Origin of the sequence: Cryptosporangium sp. NPDC051539 (genome assembly GCF_044454545.1) — a bacterium.
Taxonomy (GTDB): Bacteria; Actinomycetota; Actinomycetes; order Mycobacteriales; family Cryptosporangiaceae; genus Cryptosporangium.
In genome coordinates this window covers 126153-142084 of record NZ_JBITDV010000018.1, presented here as the reverse complement: position 1 = coordinate 142084, position 15932 = coordinate 126153, and the positions used below count along the sequence as shown (strand labels likewise).

General features: G+C 71.7%; 21 protein-coding genes and 1 pseudogene. 8 read left to right on the top strand and 14 right to left on the bottom strand.

Annotated features, from left to right (window positions below; all coding sequences use genetic code 11):
- The coding region (locus ACIBZJ_RS39955) for an Hsp70 family protein (RefSeq protein ID WP_395938842.1) at positions 1–1139 on the top strand (1139 nt) is incomplete at its 5' end.
- Here the strand turns inward: ACIBZJ_RS39955 and ACIBZJ_RS39950 are convergent.
- Positions 1126–1263, bottom strand: a complete 138-nt coding sequence (locus ACIBZJ_RS39950) for a hypothetical protein (protein ID WP_395938841.1) — start codon at positions 1261–1263, stop codon at positions 1126–1128. The two genes, ACIBZJ_RS39955 and ACIBZJ_RS39950, sit on opposite strands and share 14 nt — an antisense overlap.
- Positions 1263–1931 (bottom strand): DUF899 domain-containing protein, encoded by a 669-nt coding sequence (locus tag ACIBZJ_RS39945; RefSeq protein WP_395938840.1) that lies wholly within the window; start codon positions 1929–1931, stop codon positions 1263–1265. Before ACIBZJ_RS39945 ends, ACIBZJ_RS39950 begins: the two co-directional genes overlap by 1 nt.
- Positions 1932–2020: 89 nt before the next feature.
- Between ACIBZJ_RS39945 and ACIBZJ_RS39940 the strand changes: the two genes are divergently transcribed.
- Both ACIBZJ_RS39940 and ACIBZJ_RS39935 read left to right on the top strand, forming a co-directional pair.
- A complete protein-coding gene (locus ACIBZJ_RS39940) occupies positions 2021–2479 on the top strand; it encodes a winged helix-turn-helix transcriptional regulator (protein ID WP_395938839.1) in 459 nt (152 codons plus the stop codon).
- A 176-nt stretch (positions 2480–2655) separates the two neighbouring features.
- Complete coding sequence (locus tag ACIBZJ_RS39935) at positions 2656–2964, top strand: hypothetical protein (RefSeq protein ID WP_395938838.1); 309 nt, start codon at positions 2656–2658, stop codon at positions 2962–2964.
- Here the strand turns inward: ACIBZJ_RS39935 and ACIBZJ_RS39930 are convergent.
- Both ACIBZJ_RS39930 and ACIBZJ_RS39925 read right to left on the bottom strand, forming a co-directional pair.
- On the bottom strand, positions 2961–3212 hold the full coding sequence (locus ACIBZJ_RS39930; protein ID WP_395938837.1) for a hypothetical protein: 252 nt from the start codon (positions 3210–3212) through the stop codon (positions 2961–2963). The two genes, ACIBZJ_RS39935 and ACIBZJ_RS39930, sit on opposite strands and share 4 nt — an antisense overlap.
- Positions 3182–3736, bottom strand: a complete 555-nt coding sequence (locus ACIBZJ_RS39925) for an AAA family ATPase (protein ID WP_395938836.1) — start codon at positions 3734–3736, stop codon at positions 3182–3184. The genes ACIBZJ_RS39930 and ACIBZJ_RS39925 overlap by 31 nt, the downstream gene beginning before the upstream one ends.
- Before the next feature lie 74 nt (positions 3737–3810).
- Here ACIBZJ_RS39925 and ACIBZJ_RS39920 point away from each other — a divergent pair, with 74 nt between their 5' ends.
- Positions 3811–4542 (top strand): dienelactone hydrolase family protein, encoded by a 732-nt coding sequence (locus ACIBZJ_RS39920; RefSeq protein WP_395938835.1) that lies wholly within the window; start codon positions 3811–3813, stop codon positions 4540–4542.
- 6 nt (positions 4543–4548) lie between these two features.
- Here the strand turns inward: ACIBZJ_RS39920 and ACIBZJ_RS39915 are convergent, their stop codons facing one another.
- The 4 genes and pseudogenes from ACIBZJ_RS39915 to ACIBZJ_RS39900 form a co-directional block, all read right to left on the bottom strand.
- Positions 4549–5271, bottom strand: coding sequence for a DUF72 domain-containing protein (locus tag ACIBZJ_RS39915; RefSeq protein ID WP_395938834.1), 723 nt, complete (start codon positions 5269–5271; stop codon positions 4549–4551).
- 79 nt (positions 5272–5350) lie between these two features.
- Complete coding sequence (locus tag ACIBZJ_RS39910; protein WP_395938833.1) at positions 5351–6274, bottom strand: NADP-dependent oxidoreductase; 924 nt, start codon at positions 6272–6274, stop codon at positions 5351–5353.
- Positions 6275–6427: 153 nt separating this feature from the next.
- Positions 6428–7252 carry a helix-turn-helix domain-containing protein gene (locus ACIBZJ_RS39905; protein ID WP_395938832.1) on the bottom strand — a complete coding sequence of 275 codons (825 nt, stop codon included), beginning with the start codon at positions 7250–7252 and terminating at the stop codon, positions 6428–6430.
- 127 nt (positions 7253–7379) lie between these two features.
- Positions 7380–7841 (bottom strand): annotated as a pseudogene (locus tag ACIBZJ_RS39900) (isochorismatase family protein); the annotation flags it as partial.
- A gap of 12 nt (positions 7842–7853) precedes the next feature.
- Between ACIBZJ_RS39900 and ACIBZJ_RS39895 the strand changes: the two are divergent.
- Both ACIBZJ_RS39895 and ACIBZJ_RS39890 read left to right on the top strand, forming a co-directional pair.
- Positions 7854–8105: a hypothetical protein gene (locus ACIBZJ_RS39895; protein ID WP_395938846.1), complete on the top strand. Its 252-nt coding sequence runs from the start codon at positions 7854–7856 to the stop codon at positions 8103–8105.
- A gap of 7 nt (positions 8106–8112) precedes the next feature.
- Complete coding sequence (locus ACIBZJ_RS39890) at positions 8113–8565, top strand: helix-turn-helix domain-containing protein (RefSeq protein ID WP_395938831.1); 453 nt, start codon at positions 8113–8115, stop codon at positions 8563–8565.
- A gap of 27 nt (positions 8566–8592) precedes the next feature.
- On the opposite strand, the gene ACIBZJ_RS39885 is transcribed toward ACIBZJ_RS39890, so the two are convergent.
- A complete protein-coding gene (locus ACIBZJ_RS39885; protein ID WP_395938830.1) occupies positions 8593–9582 on the bottom strand; it encodes an LLM class flavin-dependent oxidoreductase in 990 nt (329 codons plus the stop codon).
- A 126-nt stretch (positions 9583–9708) separates the two neighbouring features.
- On the opposite strand from ACIBZJ_RS39885, the gene ACIBZJ_RS39880 reads away from it, so the two are divergent.
- Entirely contained in the window at positions 9709–10452 is a 744-nt protein-coding gene (locus ACIBZJ_RS39880) for an alpha/beta fold hydrolase (RefSeq protein WP_395938829.1), read from the top strand.
- A 110-nt stretch (positions 10453–10562) separates the two neighbouring features.
- Here the strand turns inward: ACIBZJ_RS39880 and ACIBZJ_RS39875 are convergent, their stop codons facing one another.
- The 5 genes from ACIBZJ_RS39875 to ACIBZJ_RS39855 all read right to left on the bottom strand — a co-directional run bounded on the left by ACIBZJ_RS39875 (position 10563) and on the right by ACIBZJ_RS39855 (position 14547).
- The gene (locus tag ACIBZJ_RS39875) at positions 10563–11858 is read right to left on the bottom strand and encodes a right-handed parallel beta-helix repeat-containing protein (protein WP_395938828.1); all 1296 of its coding nucleotides are present in this window, start codon (positions 11856–11858) and stop codon (positions 10563–10565) included.
- Between the two features lie 136 nt (positions 11859–11994).
- Positions 11995–12387 (bottom strand): GntR family transcriptional regulator, encoded by a 393-nt coding sequence (locus ACIBZJ_RS39870; RefSeq protein WP_395938827.1) that lies wholly within the window; start codon positions 12385–12387, stop codon positions 11995–11997.
- The gene (locus ACIBZJ_RS39865; protein WP_395938826.1) at positions 12384–13010 is read right to left on the bottom strand and encodes a hypothetical protein; all 627 of its coding nucleotides are present in this window, start codon (positions 13008–13010) and stop codon (positions 12384–12386) included. The genes ACIBZJ_RS39870 and ACIBZJ_RS39865 overlap by 4 nt, the downstream gene beginning before the upstream one ends.
- On the bottom strand, positions 13007–13678 hold the full coding sequence (locus tag ACIBZJ_RS39860; RefSeq protein ID WP_395938825.1) for a hypothetical protein: 672 nt from the start codon (positions 13676–13678) through the stop codon (positions 13007–13009). Before ACIBZJ_RS39860 ends, ACIBZJ_RS39865 begins: the two co-directional genes overlap by 4 nt.
- Positions 13675–14547, bottom strand: coding sequence for an ABC transporter ATP-binding protein (locus ACIBZJ_RS39855; protein WP_395938824.1), 873 nt, complete (start codon positions 14545–14547; stop codon positions 13675–13677). The genes ACIBZJ_RS39860 and ACIBZJ_RS39855 overlap by 4 nt, the downstream gene beginning before the upstream one ends.
- A gap of 107 nt (positions 14548–14654) precedes the next feature.
- Here ACIBZJ_RS39855 and ACIBZJ_RS39850 point away from each other — a divergent pair, with 107 nt between their 5' ends.
- A complete protein-coding gene (locus ACIBZJ_RS39850; protein WP_395938823.1) occupies positions 14655–15926 on the top strand; it encodes a glycosyltransferase in 1272 nt (423 codons plus the stop codon).
- The last annotated feature ends 6 nt before the right edge of the window (positions 15927–15932 follow it).

Below are 15932 nucleotides of genomic sequence, written 5' to 3'. Positions count from 1 at the left end.
CCGATCACCAGCGTCAGGCCACCAAGGAGGCCGGGCAGGTCGCCGGTCTGAACGTGCTGCGCATCGTCAACGAGCCGACCGCGGCCGCCCTGGCCCACGGAGTGGAAGGAACGGTCCTGGTCTTCCATCTCGGCGGCGGATCGCTGGCGGCCACCGTGGTGGAGATCGGCGACGGCGTGGCCACGGTGAGGGCCGGCTCGGGGGTGCGCGACTTCGGTGGTGACGATTGGCACGACCGGCTCGTACAGCACCTGGCCCGGCACTTCGTGCGAACCGACGGCATCAACCTGACCCGCGACCGGATCGCGATGCAGCGCCTCGGCGAGGCGGCCGAGGCCGCCAAGATCGAGCTGTCAGCCGAGCGATCCACGACGGTCGACCTCCCCTACATGGGCGTGGGCGGGGACGGAAGGCCCCGGCACCTGGAGTCGCCGATCAGCCGGACGGAGTTCGAACAGCTGACGTTCAACCTGCCCGGCCGCTGCGCGGGCCCGTTCCACCAGGCGATCACGGAGGCCCGGGTCGACGTCTCCGACCTCGACCACGTCGTCCTCAGTGGCGGTGCGACCCGCATGCCGGCCATCACCGGGCTGGTCCGGAGACTGACCGGCGGCCGGGAACCGAACCCGGGCCTCCCTCCCGACGAGGTCGTCGCCCTCGGAGCCGGCCTGCAGGCCGCGTCCCTCCGGGGCGAGACCGGCGAACGGACGTCAGCCCGCCGTGCGGCGCCCCCGGGATCGCGGCGGCGACCGGCCTCCGTGCCGGTCTTCCTGAGCTACGCCCGCGCGGATGCCGACTACGCCCGCGGCCTCGCCGAGCACCTCGAGGCCTCCGGCATCCCGGTGTGGTGGGACCAGGAACTCACGACCGGTCCCTCGTGGGTCCAGGAGATCGAGCGACGTATCGACGCCTGCACCGCGTTCCTCGTCGTGCTGACGCCGGAGGCGCTGCAGTCGCGCTGGGTCCGCGCCGAGATCCACCGGGCCAGTGAGGCCGGCAAGGAAATGATCCCGCTGATGCTGCGAACCACCCCGATGCCGCTCCAGCTCCAGGACGCCCAGTACGAAGACGTGCGCCACGGCCGCCTCCCCGGGGCCCGGCTCGTCGCCGCGGTCAGCCGCCTGATCACGGACCGCTGACCGCGAGGTCGTCGCCGTCGACGACCTCCGCCACGTGCCCGCGGACGATCGCGGTCGAGTACGGCTGGGCGTGATCGGTGAGCGAGATCGCGACGACCAGCTGGGCGGCGTCGTCCGGAATCATCAGTTGGTCCCGTACTCGTCGTGCGGCCGAAGCCACTGCATGGTCGGGGTCCGGGGCCAGCCGTCCGGCGAGTCCTCCCAGGTTTCCTGACGTCCGTACGGCGTCAGATCGAGCAGGTTGAAGTCGAGGCGGAGCCGGTCGACGCCACGGCCGCTGGTGAAGTACGTGCGGAAGACGTCGTCGCCGTCGCGGAGCAGGACGCTGAGGCCGAACATACCGCCGAGCCCGAGGTCGTCGCTGAAGGCGCTGCCGTAGCTGGAGTACCACGGCACGGTCCAGCCCATCCGGCTGCGCAGCGGCTCGATCTCGTCCTGCGGAGCCCGCGAGACGAGGATCAGCCGGGTGTCGCGGGCGCCCAGGTGTGCGCGGGTGAACTCGGCGAGGTTGTCGGTGAACGTGCTGCAGCCGCCGCAGACGTGCGGATCGCCGGGCTCGCGCATGAAGTGGTAGATCACCAGCTGACGCTTGCCGTCGAAGAGTCCGGGCAGGTCGACGGTGCTGCCGTCGGGCGCGGTGAACTCGTAGGGGCCTTCCAGCGGGGTCATCGGCAGGCGGCGGCGCTCGGCGGCGAGCCGGTCGAGCGCGTGGGTCAGCTCCTTCTCCTTCACCAGCAGGGCGTCGCGCGCCTCCTGCCATTCCTCGGCTGATACGACGGGCGGGCGGTTCATCGGCTGCCTCCTCGCAGTTGGTTCCTTCAGGAAACTCAAGCTAACAGACTCAGTTCCCTGAAGGAACCCGGTTCGCTATGCTGGCACACATGCAACGCACGCAGTTCGCCGATCTGGCTGCCTGCTCGATCGCCCGGACGCTGGACGTCATCGGGGAGCCGTGGTCGCCGCTGATCCTGCGCGACGTCTACGTCGGCATCACTCGCTTCGACCAGATCCAGAGCGACCTCGGGATCTCGCGCAAGGTTCTGACGCAGCGGCTCGGGTGGCTGGTCGAGCAGGGCGTCCTCGAGCGGCGGCCGTACTCCGACCGGCCGGTCCGGTATGAGTACACGCTGACCACGAAGGGGCAGGAGCTCTGCGACCTGCTGCTGGTGATCGTGAAATGGGGCGACCGCTGGACGGCCGGCGAGGCCGGGCCACCCGTGGTCTACCGGCACCACGCCTGCGGCGAGATCGCCCACGTCGAACCGGTGTGCTCGCACTGCGGCGAGCCGATGCACGCCACGGACGTCGACGTTCTCCCCGGCCCGGGCCGGAGGGAGTAGGCCTCGGCGCGAGCACGTGTAGCACTCGTATAGCGCGGTCTGGGATTCGTGGACCCATGCGACGATTCCCGGCGCTTTTCGCAATTCCGGTCCTCCTGCTCGCCGGCTGTTCCTCGTCCGACGACCCCGGGCCGTCTCCCTCTCACGCGGTGGTCTCCCCCAGCTCCCGTCCGCCGGTGCCGACCGAAGTGCCGACGACGAAGCCGGCGTTCACCGCGGCCGACGGACGCGATCTGGGGGCCTGTGTGGACAACACCTGCGAGGTGATCGTGCAGAACGGTGACGTGCTGCGGGTCCGCGGCGACATCGGTCCGTTGCACGTGCAGGTGTCCGGTGGCCTGGTGACCCTCTCGCAGACGGCGGCCAGCGGTTTCTCCAGCACTCTGACCGGCAGCGTCGGCTCTCGGCAGCAGATCAACGACCAGGTCATCTTCATCGAGGCGATCGAGGGTGACCGGGCCGTGCTTCGCCTGCAGCCGACTTAGATCGCGGTGTGCCGGCGCCGGTACTCGGCCGCCCGGATCCGGTAGTCCTCGTGCTCGCGGGCGTGGTCCGGCGGAAGGTGCGGCGCGTCCGGGGACGTCGGGGCGAAGAACTGGACGAGCGCGGTGTTCGCGCTCGCGGCGAGTTCCCCGGAGCGAGCGAACATCGTGGCCTCGTAGCCGGCGACGGCGCCGGTTCCGGACGCGATCGCCTCGGCGGTCAGGTCGTCTCCGGAGCGAGCGTCGGCCATCGGTCGACCGCCCACCCGAGCCAGCTCGACCACCCGGGCGGCGGGCCGGGAAGCGCTTCGCCCGCGAGTTCGTCGCCGTCGGGTACCTGGAACCGGGTTCGCCACGTGACGACGTCGGCCTCGGGCATCGGGAACGTCTCGTGGGGCGCGCTGGACTGACGGTGGGAGATGCGGGCGAGTTGGACGCCCGGTTCGACGGCCAGGTACACCACCCGGCACGGCACGCCGGCGTCGCGCGCCAGCCAGCGAAGTGCCGACCGCTCGTTTTTGCTCCAGAGCCCGAAGTCGAGGACCACGCTGGTCCCGAGTCGCACGACGCGCAGCGCCACGGTGATCAGCCTGCCCTCCAGGACGTCGCGTTTGCCGTCGGCCGTCAGCGACGTGCCGAACAGCGGGAGGTGCCACTCGTCCGGTGTCAGCCGCAGCGCGCGGTGCGACGTGGCGAGCTCTCGCGCCCTCGTCGTCTTGCCAGCGCCGGGCAACCCGACCATCAGGAACAGCGTGGTGGCCTCGGGTTCGTGCATGTGGGGTTCCTGATCGTCGGCAGGTCGGCGCGGATCGGCCGGCCAGTGGGAAGTTGTCGTTAGGCTCTCGCGGCGTGAAGCTGATCGAGGAAAGAACTGTCGTGCCCGCCCCGGGCGGCGAGATCAACGCGGCCGTCCTCCGGCCCGCCGGTGAGGGCCCGTGGCCCGGAGTACTGCTCTACACCGACATCTTCCAGCTGACCGAGTCGACGCTGCGCACCGCGCGTCGGCTGGCCGCTGAGGGGTTCCTGGTGTGCGTTCCGGAGATCTACCCGCACGGGCCGCTCGCCGGCGTGGCGCTGGAGTTCGACGATGCCGGCAAGCAGGCCGGCCTGGCCGGCGCCGCGGCCGTGACGACCGCGGAGTTCGACGCGGACCGCGCGGCCGTCCTGGACCACCTCGCGGCCCGCGCGGACGTTTCCACGCTCGCCGTGACCGGTTTCTGCCTGGGTGGGCACCTCGCGTTCCGGGCGGCCTTCGATCACCGGGTCGGGGCAGCCGTCTGCTTCTACCCGACCGGCCTGCACAACGGCGCTCTCGGCGCCGACACCGCGGACAGCCTCGCCCGGGCCGCCGACGTGCGGGGCCGCCTGATGATCGTCTTCGGCTCCCGGGATCCGCACGTACCGGCAGACGCCCGCCTGGCCACGATCACGCAGCTGTACTCGGCCGGCCTGACCGACCTGGAGCTGCACGTCTACCGGGGCGGTGAACACGCGTTCATGCGGGACGTCGGCCCGCGCCACGACGCCGCGCTGACCGATCTGGCGCTCGCGTCCGCGGTCTCGTTCCTCCGGGGGCGCTGAACAGGGTCACGAGCCCGTCAGCGCCTTCAACGTCTCCGCGTTGCGGACCGCGTGTCCGTACCCGTCGTTGTTGAAGTACGCGAAAACCTCGTGTCCGGACGCCTGCCACTCCCGCATCCGCTCGGCCCACCACCTCAGGTCGTCGTCCGAGTACGAGCCCGCGTACAGGTGCGAATCGTCCGGGCCGTGCAGCCGCACGTACACGAACGGCGCCGTCGCCCGCAGGACGCAGGGCAGCCCGGCGCCGCTCATCACGCAGTACGCCGCGCCGTGACGCTCCAGAATCCCGAACACCGCCGGCTCGTGCCAGCTCGGATGCCGGAACTCCATCGCGACCCGCAACCACGACGGCACGCACCCGAGGAAATACTCCAGCCGCGCGTCGTCGCGGACCTGCGCCGGGTGCGTCTGCACCAGCAGGACCCCGCGGCGATCGCCGAGCTCGTGCACGCCGGCCACGATCCGCTCGATCCAGGCCTCCGGCTCGCGCAGCCGTTTGGCGTGCGTCAGGCCGCGTGGTGCCTTCACCGTCAGCAGGAACCCGTCCGGCAGCCGCTGCCGCCATCCCGCGAACGTCGTGGCCTTCGGCCACCGGTAGAAGCTCGCGTTCAGCTCGACCGTCGAGAATCGGCGGACGTAGTGCGTCAGCCGATCGCGGGCCGGCGTCCCCTGGGGATAGAGGACGCCGTCCCAGTGGTCGTAACTCCACCCGGACGTTCCGATGTGCATGGGGGTGGAGTGCCCACTCGCCCGGCGGTCAGCCGTGCTTGTCGGCGGAACGACGGTGCCACGCCCACGGGGCCCGGCCTTACGGGAGCACGACGACCTTGCCGGAGAGCGTGGCCGCCCGGGCGTGCAGCTCCGGGAGTTCGGCCAGCGGCACCCGCTCGGAAACCGCGACCCGCAGGGTGCCGGCGTCGACCCGGGCGGCCAGGTCGGCGAGTTGCGCGGCGTCGCTGCGCACGAAGAGGTCGACGCCACGGACGCCGCGCTCGTCGTCGGACGGGGCGGGCATCCACACCGTGGTGTTCACCAGGACGCCGCCCGGGCGGATCAGGCCCAGCAGCCCGGTGAGCCCGGCCGGGTCGACCGGCGCGAGGTTGAGTACCACGTCGACCGGTTCGGTGACCGTGACCGGCTCCGACGTGTGGTCGATGACCTCGTCCGCACCGGCCGTGCGGACGCGGCCGGCACTGCGCGGGCTGGCGGTGGCCACGACGAACGCGTCCGCGGCCTTGGCCAGCTGGACGGCGTAGTCGCCGACCGCGCCGCCGGCGCCGTTGACCAGGACGCGCTGTCCGGCCGTGACCTTGGCGTGCTCGAAGAGCGCCTGCCAGGCCGTCAGGCCGACGATCGGCAGCGCGGCGGCGTCGGCCAGCGGAATGCTCGACGGTGCCGCGGTCAGGGCCTCGGCCGGTGCGATCGCGTACTCCGCGGAGGCGCCGGGTGCGACCATCGGCAGGAAGCCGATCACCGCGTCGCCGACCTCGACGCCGGACACGCCCTCGCCGAGCGCGTCGATCGTGCCGGCGACGTCGATACCCGGGGTGTGCGGAAGGGTCACCGGGATGGGTCCCTGCATGAAGCCGCCGCGGATGTTGCCGTCGACCGGGTTGAACGAGGTCGCGGCGACACGGAGGCGCACCTGACCGGCGGCGGGGACCGGCACGTCGACGTCCTCGTAGCGCAGAACGGTGGGGTCGCCGTACTCGTGGAACCGGATGGCCTTCATGGGTTGCTCCTCGATGTTTCGAATTTGAAGTACATCAGCCTCAACCGGCCGCGACACCGCGGCGATTCCGGCTGCCGGTGTGGCGCTCACCACATTGCTTCGAATTCGAAGTAGTTGACCCGGTGCCCACCACCATTTCAGCCCGGCGGCCGGTCAGCCTGGGCCGGGTTGGCCCACCCGCACCGCGGTCCGGGACCCGTGCGCGACGCGCTCGGCCAGGCGGGCCGCGTCGGGCGAGCCGGGCGCGGCGGTCAGCACCACGGCCATCAGATCGTCGCCCGGCACCGCGAGGAGGTTGCCGTCGAGCGCGAGGTCACCACCGAACACGGCGCGGTTCTCCGGCGTCACCGGGGCGCCGGGCGTCCGCCAGAGCGTGTCGAACGTCCGGCTCGTGGTGCGCAGGTCGTCGACGAGCGCGGCCAGCGACGCGTCGGCGCGGTAACGCAGGGACGCGCTGCGCAGCCGGGACGCGAGCAGCGCCCGGAACCCGGCCACGTGCTCCGGGGAGCGGCTGATCCCGCCGAGCGGGCTGGTGAACGTGCGCCAGGCGACGTTCCAGTCCCGGGCGTCGCCGGTCGGTGCCCCGGGGGCCAGCGCCAGCCACGCACCGTTGACCGCGACGGCGTTCCAGGCCGCGTCGCAGAGGAACGCCGGGGTGTCACCGAAGCGCTCGAGCAGTCGCATCGCGGCCGGGCCCGGCTCGTGCGGCACCTGCCCGTCGGACGGCGCGTAGCCCGCGAGAGCGCAGAGCCGCTCGTAGTCCGCCCGTCCGGCGCGTAACGCCCGGGCGATCGCGTTCACGACGCCCGCCGAGGGGTGGCTCCGGCCCTGCTCCAGGCGGCGGACGTAGTCGGCCGAGACACCGGCCCGCTCGGCGAGTTCCTCTCTCCGGAGGCCGCGGACCCGGCGACCGGTCTCCGGCACTCCGGGTTCCGCGCGCTCCCGTAGTTCTCGCATCGCTGCGCCGAAATCATCCATGCCCCGAGTGTGCCTGATTCACCGGTTTGTGCGGTCGGAGCACCGCCAGGTCCGGCGCCCCGGCCCGCCTATCGGGCCTGGTGGTCCTTGGCCGACAGGGCGTCGGCGGGTGCGGGGTGCTGACCAATCACCCGTTCGTGAACGCCGCGCGTCCCTGCGTGGCGGAGGCACCGAGATCGGGCGCGGGCAGTTCGGTGTCGTTCTCCACCGCCGACGCCCAGGCGTCCGTGGTCGTCACCGCCGCGAAGTTGGAGTTGAGCAGCGTCAGCAGGGTCTCGTGCAGCAGCTTCGCCGGGACGCTGCCCGCGCTGTTGGACAGGTGGATGGCGCCGGTGGCGTCGGACAGGATCTCGGTGCTGAGGCCCAGTTCCTCCGCCGACACCGCGGTGGCGAGGTCGCAGTTGTTGATCATGTAGCCGACGACCGTGATCGTGTCGACCTGCTGATCCGCCAGCCAGGCGGCGACGTCGGTACCGGCGAAGACGCTCGAGTTGCTCTTCGTCACGCGCTTCCAGGACGCGGTGGCGCGCTTCTCGACGTCGGGGTGCAGCGCCCAGCCGGGCGAGTCGACCGCGAACACCGGGGCGCCCGCGGGGTACTCGTGCTGGACGACGACCTCGCGGCGCCGTTGCTGGTGTTCGGAGAGGTGGAGTGGGAGATCGCGGTCTGGACCGACGACGGCCGGGGGATCCGTACGGCGGAGGGCATCACGATCGGGGACGTGTCCGGACCCGCGGTGGTGCCCCGCGCCGGCTTGCTCGTCTTGCCGTCCTGGCACGAAGACCTGCGACCGGCTCCTGACCCGCTGGTCACGCTGGTCCGCGGCGTCGTCGCTCGGCCGCCGCCGGCCTGACCTCTCGGTGAACCCGTCCGCGCTCTACCTCGACCACGGCGACGTCCTGACGTCCGCCGGAACCGCGTCGTCGATCGACGCCTGCCTGCACGTCCTGCGGACGGTCCTGGGCTCGGCGGCCGCCTCCACAGTGGCCAGGCACCTGGTCGTGGCGCCCCATCGCGACGGCGGCCAGGCCCAGTACGTCGACCGCCCGATCCCCGAGCCGGGTGGCGTCGGCCAGCTGGGGGCGACGCTCGACTGGGCCCTGGCCCGCCGTCTGGACGAGGCCCGCCGGCTGCTCGAAGCCACGCCGTGGTCGGTGGATCGCATCGCACGCGCGTGCGGGTTCGGTAGTGCGGTGACTTTCCGCCAGAACTTCGCCGCCACCTACGCCACCACGCCCACGTCCTACCGCCGCCGTTTCACGCTCCCGAGCGACGAGCCCGGTCGCGTCGCGTCCGCCCGCGCACGCGTTTGACCGCGCGCGGGCGGGCTACTCCGCGCCTCAGGCCGGAACCTGCTCCATCGCCTCGGCCGTCAGCGCCACCGACCGCAGGCGCCCCTCCGTACCGGGAGCCTGGTGCGCCACGATCAGCTCGTCGGCGTCGGCTTCCTTCCGGAACGCCTCCAGGAACGTCCGCACGTCCGACGGGGTGCCCACCGCGGAGTACTTCATCATCCCGTCGAGCTGCTGCCCCGCCCCGGACGCGATCAACGCGTCGGTCTCGGCGTCGGTGAGGTTCCGGCCCCGGCCGAACAGCAGCCGGGCTCGCATCCGCCGGGTGACCTCGAGCTGCGCGGCCGCGTCCGCAGCGGTGTCGGCGGCCAGCACGTTCACCCCGGCGATCACGTACGGCTCCGGGTTCTCTTCGGACGGCCGGTACTCCCGCCGATACACCGCGACCGCCTGGGTGAGTGCCTGCGGCGCGAAATGCGACGCGAACGCGTAGGGCAACCCGAGCGCCGCCGCCAGCTGCGCGCCGAACAGCGACGAGCCCAGGATGTAGAGCGGAACGTTCGAGTCCTTGCCCGGGTACGCGTTCACCCCCGGCACCCGCGTGTTGCCGCTCAGGTAGCCCTGCAGCTCCTGGACGTCCTGCGGGAACGCGTCCGCCGACCGGTTGTCGCGTCGCAGCGCGTACATCGTGTTCTGGTCCGAGCCCGGCGCGCGGCCGAGACCCAGGTCGATCCGCCCCGGGTACATCGCCGCGAGCGTGCCGAACTGCTCGGCGATCGTCAGCGGAGAGTGGTTCGGCAGCATGATGCCACCGGCACCGAGCCGGATCCGGCTCGTGTGAGCGCCGATGTGCGCGATCAGCACGCTGGTCGCCGACGACATGATCGCGTGCATGTTGTGGTGCTCGGCGTACCAGACCCGCTGGTAGCCGTGCTCCTCCGCCGCCTGGGCCAGCGCGACGCTCGAGGCGATCGCGTTCGTCGCCGACTCGCCGGCGCCGACGGGCGCGAGGTCAAGGATCGATAGCGGGAAGCCCATGGTGCCCTCGGATCGTCAGAACGGAGACTGTCTCCGTTTCAACGTAACACCTGCCCCCGATCCGGCAACCGGGCCGCCTCCCTCCGCGACTCCCCGCCCCCGGCGGGTCCGTCGTACGCTGCGCGCATGCGGGAGTCCTCGTTCCCCGGCCGCGACGGTGCGACGCTCGCCTACCGGGAGGTCGGCACCGGCCGGCCCCTGATCCTGCTGCACGGCCTGCTCGGCGACGGCACGCTCTGGACGCGCCACGGCCAGGCCGCCGCGCTGGCCGACGCGGGGTTCCGCGTGATCCTGCCCGACTTCCGCGGCCACGGCGCCAGCGCGAAGCCACACGACCCGGCCGCCTATCCCCCGGACGTGCTGGCCGACGACGGCCTCGCTCTGATCGAGCACCTGGGAATCTCCGCCTACGACCTCGGTGGCTACTCGCTCGGTGCCCGGATCGCGTTCCGGATGCTGGTCCTCGGCGCGACCCCGGCCCGGCTGATCGTCGCCGGACAGGGCCTCCGGGAGCTACTCGGCACCGGTGGCGGGGCGGGGGCGCGGCTGCGGCGGGCGGTCGAGGGCACGTTCGAACCCGGCTCCGCGGAGGAGCGCCTGGCTCAGTGGCTCGAGTCCAGCGGCGAGGACCAGGTCGCTGTCGTGCGAGCCCTCGACTCCGTGGTCACCACGCCCGAAGACGTCGTAGCCCGCATACCGACGCCGACGCTCGTCGCCATCGGCGCCGACGACGAGCGCGCCCCCTCCGCCGACGAACTCGTCGCGATCCTGCCGCGAGCCACCAAGGCCACCGTCCCCGGCGACCACGTCACCGCGATCACCGCGCCCGAACTGGTCGCGGCGATGGTGGAAGCTCTCCGAGCCCGCTGAACGGAGCCGGGAACAGCGCCGGCCGCCCTTCGCTCACCGGCCCCGCCGACGTCGACGCCTCCCGCCCCTCCGAACCCGCACCGAGTCGTCGGCCGGCTGCGGTGCTCGCGTCAGTCCGCGCTGGGCGACGCCGACGGAGACTTCGCGCCGTACTCGTACGCGCCCAGGTCGGGTGCGCTGCCGACCGGCCGCGCCGCGCCGGTGAAGTCGAACTTCGGGGCCTTCGCGGCGTTCGCGGCGTCGATCGCCGGTGAGCTCTCCTTCAGCCGGACGTCACCCGCGTTCAGGTCGACGAACTCCGGGTCGGACGTCAGGTTGCTGGACATCGCGATGCCGGTGACGTCGTTGAGCGGGTTGCCCCAGATGATGTTGTTGACCGCGACCGAGTTGCTGACGTTGCCGCTCTGCAGCCGGATCGCCGCGCGGCCGTTCTGGTAGATCGTGTTGTTGTAGATCTGCACGTCGGTGTACGTACCGATCCAGAAGTCGACGCCCCCGCCGGGATTGCCGTGCAGCAGGTTGTTGAAGATCTGGACGCCCCGCGCGCTGCCGCCCGACTCCACCGCGAGACCGATGCCGGACTTCGTCGGCCCCTTCGCGTCGTACACGTCGTTGTTGAAGACCTGGATGTCGTTGGCGCCGTCGACGTAGATGTTCGGCCCGTTGTTGGCGTAGACCGAGTTGTACTCGATCGTCCCGTCGGCGGTGGAGTTCTTGACGTCGATGCCTTCTTCGTAGTTCTCGTGGACGACGTTTCCCGAGATCCGGAAATTCTTGGCCCGGTAGAGCGTCAGGCCCTCGTTGGCGGCGGCTTCGATGTCGCCATCGTCGGCGGCCGCGTTGTTGTGGTGGACGCGGTTGCCGGTGACCGTGTAGTCGGAGCCGTCGCCGAGCAGCACGCCGCCGTCCTGGGCGTAGGAGATCTCGGAGTCGTTGATCACGATGTGGCTCGAGTGACCGGCGTAGATGCCGTGCCGCTTGGACCGGGTCACGGTGAGGCCGGAAATCTTCACGTACTGCTGCTTGTCGAACGTGAGCAGCCCGCGCTGTTCGTCACCGGAGGTGTCGGGCAGCGTGCCTTCGCCGTCGAGAACGACCTTCTCGCCCTCTTTGGCGGTGACCGTCAGGTACTCGCCCGGGCGTCCGCCCTTCGAGATATTGACGGACTCGTGGTACGTCCCGCCCTCGATCCGCACGGTGTCACCGGCCTGGGCGGCGTCCACCGCTTTCTGGATCGTCGGGTACTGGCCGTGCGGACCTACCGTCAGCGTGTTCTCGTTGCCACGGTCGGTAACCGCGTCGCCGGTGCGGGGGCCGCTGTCGTCCGACTGGTTGGCGATCACCAGCCCGGCAACGACGACGCAGATCACGACCACCGCGCCGATCACCCACGGGAGACGCTTCACCGACCGACTGTCTGCCATTGCCTCCCCTACGCGCCGGACCTCCGGACAGGCCTCGACGACGCCCGCCCAAATCCTTGCACGTGGGCCCCAGCAGCCGGACGGCCACCGGTCACCGGGTCCGAACGGCCATGAGGGATCAGGCCACCCGTTCGGCGAACACCTCCCGCATCGCGCTGGTGAAGAGCGCGTTCACCGCGTCCCGGTCGAGACCGGCGGTGCGCGCCTCGGTCAGCCACCCGACCAGCGACCGGCGCAGGTCCGGATGCGCGTCCAGTGCCGGGGAGGCCAGCGAGCGGATGACGAACGTCCCCTGGCCCGGCCGGGACTCGACCAGGCCGTCGCGTTCGAGCTCCCGGTACGCCTTGTGCACCGTGTTGGGGTTGATCGCGAGCGCGGCGACCACCGCGCGGGCGGTCGGCAACTGGTCGCCGGCCTCCAGGACGCCCAGCCGCAGCGCGTCCTTCACCTGCCGGACGAGCTGCAGGTACGTGGTGACGCCGGACGTCCGGTCGAGCCGGAACTCGATCACCGCATCCCCCGCCGGGCCACGACGACGAACGTGGCGACGAGGAGGAGCACGGCCACCCCGGCGTAGCACCCCAGCTCGACCGGCCCGAGGCTTTCCCATCGTTGTTCCGGCACGACCCGCTCGCGCACCACGCCCCCGCCGAACCGCACGGCCGCGTAGCCCAGCAGCGTCACCGCCATCGCCGGCTCGACCCGGCCGAGTACCGCACCGGTGAACACCCCGAGTGCCACCGCGAACACGGCATACCCCAGCGCCGCCACCGACACCACGTCGTGCCGGTACCCCGGGGAAAACCCCTCCAGCACGCCCGGCAGGATCCACCGCACGCCCTGGGCGGTGGCGAGCGTCACCGCGGCCACGACCGCGACGGCGCCCGACAGCCACCGCAGGCGCTGCGCCCAGATCAGCTCGGCCGTCCCGTCCTGCAGGGGCCGGGCCAGCAGCGGCGCGCCCCAGAACACGCCGAGCGCGGCCGGCAGGTACGACACGATCGCCCGGGTCGTGCTGCCGCCGTCGTTGACGTTCCGGTGCACCTCGACCAGCGCCGACAGCGCCACGCCCGCGACCACCGCCGCCCCGGCCAGGACCAGCCGGCGCTGCTGCCGCCATGTCACCCAGATCATGCTTCCGGCACCCTTCGAATCATCCAGACCACCGCGCCCGCGTAGCAGAGCGACGCGAGTACGAGGTGACCCGCGGCCAGGTACAGGTCGAGCTTCTGAGCCCGGGCTTCGTCCCAGATCGGCCCGCCTCGGGCCATCGCGGTCAGGTACACGGAGTTGGAACCGACCACCACGACGAAGAACCCGGCGACGGTCGCGGCCATCGCCCGGACGGTCCGCCCCAGCACGGCCCCGGCACCGAACCCGATCGCCACCGCGAGGAGCACGGCCGCGATCAGGCCGGGAGCCTGCACGAACTGCAGCGGAGCCGGCGCGTACACCGACACCGTCCACAGCCACCGCACGGCCGCGACCACGCCGAGCGTCGTTGCGGCCGCGACCAGGAAGACCGACGCGGTCCGGGTCAGCACCCAGCGCAGACGGGAGACCGACTGGCTGTACGCGAAGTCGATCGTGCCGAGCTGCTGCTCCCGGGCCAGCAGCGGAGCGGCCCAGCAAGCGCCGAAGCCGAGCGCGAGGACGTACACCGGTTCACCGAAGTCGTTCGCCTCGCCCAGCAGCCGGGCGACCCAGGGCGGGTGCCCGTTGGCCGCCGTCGCGTACACCGCGATCACGACCGCCGCGGCCACGAGCGGTATCCGCTGCTGCCGCCACGCCAGCCAGGTCACGCGGCCACCCCGGCCACCCCGGCCGCGACGGGGTTGCGCAGGTACCCCAGGACCACGTCGGTGAGCGACACCTCGTGCACGGCCCAGCGCGGATCGAACGCCGTGCCCCGCACCCGGACCAGCACCGTCGCCTGCCGGAGCGTCGTCTGCGCCGAGACCACCGCGTGCGCCCCCACGCGCGCGGACCCGGAGTAGGCCTCGGCCGGCCCGACCAGCACCCGGTGGCCGGTCACCAGGTCGTCGATCGCTCCGACGACCTGCAGCGCACCGTCGTTCATCAGCAACAGCGAATCGCAGACGTCCGAGAGCTCGGTCAGTGCGTGCGAGGACACCAGCACCGTGCAGCCGCGCTCTTCCACGGTCGCCATCAGCTCGCCGAGCAGCGCGACCCGGGCCAGCGGATCGAGATCGGCCATCGGTTCGTCCAGCAGCACGACGTCGGCCCGCTTGCCCAGCGCCAGCGCGAGCGCGACCTGGGTGCGCTGCCCGCCGGACAGCCGGCTCACCCGGACGTCCAGAGGAATGCCCAGAGCGCGCAGGCGCGCGGACGTGCCGGCAGCGTCGAACGCCGGATTGGTCGCGACGCCGAACCGGACGGTCTCCGCGACGGTGAGGCCGGAGTACAGCGGTTTGGCCTGACCGACGTAGGCGACGCGGCTCACCGCCCGCGCAGCGGGGACGCCGCCGACGCGGATCTCGCCCTCGGTCGGGCGGACGAGCCCGGCGGCCAGGCGCAGCAGGGTCGTCTTCCCGGCGCCGTTCGCGCCGACCAGGGCGGCCACGCGCCCGGCAGGCACCGTGAACGAGCAATCGCGGAGGCCCCAGCGGCGGCGGCCGTACCGCTTCCCGAGTCCGATCGCGTCGAGCATGCGCACTCCTTCTGTCGTTGTACTAGCAGCATAGTAGAACTCGCTTCACAGAGAACTAACAGTCCGGTCCCATCGGGTCGACAGGTCGCCACCCGAATCTGAACCACATGACCACCGCGACCCTGGACGGGGAGAACAACGACTCCCCGGCCGAACTGCTCGATCCCGTCCGAGCCGCAGCCGAGGCCGGCAACGCCGTGCTCGACGTCGTGATCCCCGTCTACAACGAGGAGAAGGGCATCGAGTCCTCGGTACGGCGGCTGCACGCCCACCTGACCTCGACGTTCCCCTACCCGTTCCGGATCACGGTCGCCGACAACGCCAGCACCGACAACACCTACGCGATCGCGCACTGGCTGGCCGGCCAGCTGCCCGGCCTCACCGCCGTCCACCTGGCCGAGAAAGGCCGCGGCCGGGCGCTGAAGACCGTCTGGACCGGCTCCGACGCGCCGATCCTGGCCTACATGGACGTCGACCTGTCGACGGACCTGGCCGCGCTGCTCCCGCTGGTCGCGCCGCTGATCTCGGGCCACTCCGACCTGGCGATCGGCACCCGGCTCTCGAAGGGGTCGCGGGTCGTCCGCGGTGCCAAGCGCGAGGTGATCTCGCGCTGCTACAACCTGATCCTGCGCGGCACGCTGCAGGCCGGGTTCTCCGATGCGCAGTGCGGCTTCAAGGCGATCCGGCGCGACGTGGCCTCGCGGTTGCTCCCGCTGGTCGAAGACACGGGTTGGTTCTTCGACACCGAGATGCTGGTGCTGGCCGAGCGGGCCGGGCTGCGTATCCACGAGGTGCCGGTCGACTGGGTCGACGACCCCGACAGCCGCGTCGACATCGTCGCCACCGCGGTCGCGGACCTCCGCGGGGTGTGGCGGCTGGGCCGGGGCCTGGCGACCGGGGCGTTGCCGTTGCACACCGTGCGAGCGTCGCTGGGGCGCAACTCCCCGGAGGTGGCGCCCGGCGTCCCGTCCGGGCTGGTGCGGCAGCTGCTCCGGTTCGGCGGGATCGGCGTCGCCAGCACGCTCGCCTATCTGGTGTTGTACGTGCTGCTGCGGGGCGTGCTCGGCGCGTTCACCGCGAACCTGCTCGCGCTGCTGCTCACCGCGATCGCGAACACCGCGGCCAACCGCCGGCTGACGTTCGGCGTCCGTGGGGGCGCGAAGCGCGGGCGGCAGCACTTCGAGGGGCTGATGGTCTTCGGCCTCGGGCTCGTGCTCACCACCGGCGCGCTGTCGGTGCTGCACGCGGTGGTGCCCGCGCCCGGCCGGGGTGTCGAGCTGGTCGTGCTGATCTGCGCGAACCTCGCCGCGACCGTGCTCCGCTTCCTTCTCTTCCGGGCCTGGGTCTTCCACCCGCGCCGGCTGAAGAAGGTCCAGTGACCGTCT

Excerpts from the sequence above, each read along its gene's own strand:
- ACIBZJ_RS39950 (WP_395938841.1), bottom strand. The coding sequence starts at position 1,263 with ATGATTCCGGACGACGCCGCCCAGCTGGTCGTCGCGATCTCGCTCACC.
- ACIBZJ_RS39945 (WP_395938840.1), bottom strand. The coding sequence starts at position 1,931 with ATGAACCGCCCGCCCGTCGTATCAGCCGAGGAATGGCAGGAGGCGCGC.
- ACIBZJ_RS39940 (WP_395938839.1), top strand. The coding sequence starts at position 2,021 with ATGCAACGCACGCAGTTCGCCGATCTGGCTGCCTGCTCGATCGCCCGG.
- ACIBZJ_RS39930 (WP_395938837.1), bottom strand. The coding sequence starts at position 3,212 with ATGGCCGACGCTCGCTCCGGAGACGACCTGACCGCCGAGGCGATCGCG.
- ACIBZJ_RS39925 (WP_395938836.1), bottom strand. The coding sequence starts at position 3,736 with ATGCACGAACCCGAGGCCACCACGCTGTTCCTGATGGTCGGGTTGCCC.
- ACIBZJ_RS39915 (WP_395938834.1), bottom strand. The coding sequence starts at position 5,271 with ATGCACATCGGAACGTCCGGGTGGAGTTACGACCACTGGGACGGCGTC.
- ACIBZJ_RS39910 (WP_395938833.1), bottom strand. The coding sequence starts at position 6,274 with ATGAAGGCCATCCGGTTCCACGAGTACGGCGACCCCACCGTTCTGCGC.
- ACIBZJ_RS39905 (WP_395938832.1), bottom strand. The coding sequence starts at position 7,252 with ATGGATGATTTCGGCGCAGCGATGCGAGAACTACGGGAGCGCGCGGAA.
- ACIBZJ_RS39885 (WP_395938830.1), bottom strand. The coding sequence starts at position 9,582 with ATGGGCTTCCCGCTATCGATCCTTGACCTCGCGCCCGTCGGCGCCGGC.
- ACIBZJ_RS39880 (WP_395938829.1), top strand. The coding sequence starts at position 9,709 with ATGCGGGAGTCCTCGTTCCCCGGCCGCGACGGTGCGACGCTCGCCTAC.
- ACIBZJ_RS39865 (WP_395938826.1), bottom strand. The coding sequence starts at position 13,010 with ATGATCTGGGTGACATGGCGGCAGCAGCGCCGGCTGGTCCTGGCCGGG.
- ACIBZJ_RS39855 (WP_395938824.1), bottom strand. The coding sequence starts at position 14,547 with ATGCTCGACGCGATCGGACTCGGGAAGCGGTACGGCCGCCGCCGCTGG.
- ACIBZJ_RS39850 (WP_395938823.1), top strand. The coding sequence starts at position 14,655 with ATGACCACCGCGACCCTGGACGGGGAGAACAACGACTCCCCGGCCGAA.